The sequence below is a fragment of the Thermoactinomyces mirandus genome (assembly GCF_013868055.1).
GTDB classification, from domain to species: Bacteria; Bacillota; Bacilli; order Thermoactinomycetales; family Thermoactinomycetaceae; genus Thermoactinomyces; species Thermoactinomyces mirandus.
Genome location: NZ_JACEOL010000090.1, coordinates 1 through 2,679 on the forward strand (window position 1 = coordinate 1; position 2,679 = coordinate 2,679).

Sequence of the window (2,679 nt, forward strand, 5' to 3'; positions counted from 1 at the left end):
AAATAACTGTTGTAATGGACAAGCTATTTTTACTGCTCTTATACAGTTTTCCGTAATAATCCGTATGCGCAAGATGAATCATCAGGTAAAAGCAATCATTCTCTTACTGGTCGTTGCCATCACTGTCTTCGGTACCCTTGAAGTTTATGCCGATCCGGCGAGTGGCTCGTTTGATGTCCCGCAAATCAGGGAAGATTTTACGAATTTTATTGTGTACGACCGGGAAAAAGCCGTCCAATATGCGAAGAAATGGAGTGATGAACAAAATCAGGGAAAATTCCACCCGGAGTTTGAAAGAATGGATAGTTTTGGCACCAACCGCGGAGGAGACTGTGCCAATTTTGTTTCGCAACTGCTTCATGCGGGTGGACTTAAAATGAATGACGAATGGTATTATGAGAAAGGAAAATTTATCCGCCATATCCCTATTCTCAACAGGCTCATCAAATATTTCTCCCCCAAGTGGGCCGTTGCTGATGAACAGTACCGCTACTTTTCTGATAAAAATAATAGTTACTCTGAAAAGACTTTTGAAGCAGCTTCAGTGGATGATTTAAGAGAATTGGAAAAAAAAGGCGAAATCAAACCGGGCGACCTTCTCTATTGGGATTTTGAAGGTGATGGGAAGATGAACCATGCCACGATGATTACAAATGTTGATAACGGAAACTTGCAATATTCAGGACATACAACTGATAGATATAATGCTGATGTGAAAAAAGAACTTGAATCATTGTTAAATGATGGTTTTGAAACAAAATTGCATATTGTTAAAATGAAGGATCCGATTGAAGTCAAATAAATTTTTTCGAGTATATGCTAGGAGGTTTAATATGCGTTTTTTTAATATAAAAGTTTTAACTATTCTCATTCTATCTATTATATTATTCAGCACCTTGATTATCTATTATTTTTCCATAAATAGCAACACCATTGAAGTTTCATGGAAAGATATCAAAGTCGAACCTTTAAAAGCTGACTATAAAGGAGCCCTCAATAATTATGGACTTAGTGATACTGAAAAGGATGAAATCTGGAACAATATTGATGACTATAAAGAAGTGAGATACATCTATGAAATCAAGAATACTTCCAGTTTAGCCTACAGTGTTCACCACCGAATTCAACCGCTTTTCTCAGAAGAAACGAAAAATATGCTCACAAAAAGTGAAAACCAATTGTTGTTTCCTCAAAATCTTCCTCCTGGTGAGTCTTATAGAACAAGATTAAGAATTATTATCAAACCAGATGATCAGCTTTCCGATCAGGAGATCCTCGATATTGTCAGCAAGGATCGCTTTACCATTACTGGAGGCCGGGAAGTTTGGGTAATACCTTTTGGAGATGAATCCATTACTGTCGGACCGTTTCAAAAGAATCAATAAATAATAAACCGCTTTTCTCCGTTATGGGCTCAACCAGGGCATTTTAATAATGTTCTGGTTGAGCTGAACCCGGTAGTGGACAGCATCAAGCCTGTCATCGTATTTTTCTTTATTTAATCTTATGACTTCTTTCAGGCCTTGTCTAATCTCTTTTGTATATAAGCCTCATTCCTGAGCCAGTGCATCCATGGATCCAGATCCCAATAGAACCAGTTTCCAGGTTTACGTCCATAAGTAGCAGTTTTTCTATGTCGTCCTCCACTACCAGGATTGGATCGTCCATTGTGCAAAGGGTTTGTCAGTTTCCGGAATCCGGATGGCTGGATTGTACCCGCCCGGGGAGGTTTGTGCAATGTATTGCACAGACTCAAACCTCACCCTTCCTCAAAAAAAGTAAACCAGGCGCCCTTAATGGCCCTGGCTGATTCAAAGCCGCTTTCAATTCCTCACAGGTACGATCAAAACTGAATCTCCGATTTTTGTGGTTACCTGATTTAAGATGCTTCTTAATTAAGTTTCGCTCATTTTCTGGAAATTGCTCCAGAAGCTCTTTTTTCAATTTTGGATCAGCTTCAAGATAATCCCTTAAAACTCCAGTTGCCTGACCAGTTTGAGATGCACTGTTTTCTTTTAGTTGTTATTTAGAAAAATCAAAGCCAAGTTCGGAGTACCGTCCATCCTGAATCAATCCGGTAATAACACGAGCATCTTTTTCATCTTTTTTGGTCGGAGAATTATTATCCAACTCTTTACTCTTCTTTACATGCATCGGGTTAACCATAACTGTTTTAATGTCGTGTTTCTCAAGAAACTCAGCCAGGCTCTTCCAGTAGTGACCAAGTACCTCTTTGCTATTTAAGGGTCCACTGGTCAGTGGGACACCTTGTATGTTAGCAGGAGGTACTTTTCTTTTTCAAATCCCCTTTTATTTCATTACAGAAATGCTCCTTATAAATGAAAAACTGGGCTTTGAAATTACGCACAGCACATTCAGGATAATTGAACTCATCAGAACTCAATTCAACCCACTTTACCGTGTTCTTCTTATGACATTAATTCGTCTCTACATACTCAGCATCTATCTTACAAATTTTTAGAACTCCCATACTAGACACTTCCTCTCTTTTACTCATTATAAACACGAGACAAGCAAATCTATAATGACCCCATAATCTTCCAGACAAAGTTTAAGTTATAATTGAGGAAGAAGAAAGGGGTCGTTTTAATGGGAAGGAGAAAATGGACAGCTAAACAAAAAATGGAGATTGTGTTAACCGGAATGACACCAGGAGCA

At 38.4% G+C, this 2,679-nt stretch carries 3 protein-coding genes and 1 pseudogene; 2 read left to right on the forward strand and 2 right to left on the reverse strand.

The window, feature by feature from the left end:
- Positions 1–802: amidase domain-containing protein (locus tag H2C83_RS17150; RefSeq protein ID WP_220184260.1), on the forward strand; the 802-nt coding region annotated here is incomplete at its 5' end.
- A gap of 31 nt (positions 803–833) precedes the next feature.
- Positions 834–1,385 carry a hypothetical protein gene (locus H2C83_RS17155; RefSeq protein ID WP_181742387.1) on the forward strand — a complete coding sequence of 184 codons (552 nt, stop codon included), beginning with the start codon at positions 834–836 and terminating at the stop codon, positions 1,383–1,385.
- Positions 1,386–1,752: 367 nt separating this feature from the next.
- Here the strand turns inward: H2C83_RS17155 and H2C83_RS17160 are convergent, their stop codons facing one another.
- Both H2C83_RS17160 and H2C83_RS17165 read right to left on the reverse strand, forming a co-directional pair.
- Entirely contained in the window at positions 1,753–1,944 is a 192-nt protein-coding gene (locus tag H2C83_RS17160; RefSeq protein WP_181742388.1) for a hypothetical protein, read from the reverse strand.
- Positions 1,945–2,049: 105 nt separating this feature from the next.
- Positions 2,050–2,232: pseudogene (locus tag H2C83_RS17165) on the reverse strand (IS110 family transposase); the annotation flags it as partial.
- Between the last annotated feature and the right edge of the window lie 447 nt (positions 2,233–2,679).

Excerpts from the sequence above, each read along its gene's own strand:
- H2C83_RS17155 (WP_181742387.1), top strand. The coding sequence starts at position 834 with ATGCGTTTTTTTAATATAAAAGTTTTAACTATTCTCATTCTATCTATT.